At 42.0% G+C, this 517-nt stretch carries 2 protein-coding genes; both read right to left on the bottom strand.

Annotated elements, in window-relative coordinates:
• On the bottom strand, positions 1-276 hold a 276-nt coding region (locus A3761_RS05190; protein WP_231881166.1), incomplete at its 3' end, for a peptidylprolyl isomerase.
• A 56-nt stretch (positions 277-332) separates the two neighbouring features.
• On the bottom strand, positions 333-517 hold a 185-nt coding region (locus A3761_RS05185; RefSeq protein ID WP_197472839.1), incomplete at its 5' end, for a signal peptidase II.

The following is a 517-nucleotide window of genomic DNA, read 5'->3' as shown; positions in this document are numbered from 1 at the left end:
TAATTCCATATCTTCCGGGAAGTCTGCTCGCTTCATGACTTGCTGATTGTTTGGGTTAGGCATGCCAAAAGCTTTCTCTGGTGGAACCTGCCATTCTCCTTCTTCGCCTTCACTCATCCCGTCTAAGAAGGATAAAAAACCATCGGGTAATTGACCATCACCATACTCAAAGCGTGCTGGGTTCTTATCAAAGGTAGAATCGATCACTGCGCCATCTTCCATACTTAACGAGAAGTGCAATGTAACCAGAGTATTTTCACCGACAACTAAAGACAAATTTTGTACCACTCAAATAACAAGGTGAGAGCCTGTGCTCTCACAAATACAAGGGACTATAAACCATCCTCAGAGTCTGGTTTATTGCCACGAAAAACATCTATGACCATCATTGCAGCACCAATAGAAATCGCCGTATCAGCGATATTAAAGGCAGGGAAATGATAGTTATTCCAATAGAAATGAAGAAAGTCGACAACATAACCTAAGGTCATACGGTCATATAAATTCCCTATCGCAC

It is taken from the genome of Oleiphilus sp. HI0123 (genome assembly GCF_001635315.1).
The sequence above is the reverse complement of the archived record's forward strand: the minus strand, read 5'-3'. Positions and strand labels throughout refer to the sequence as shown.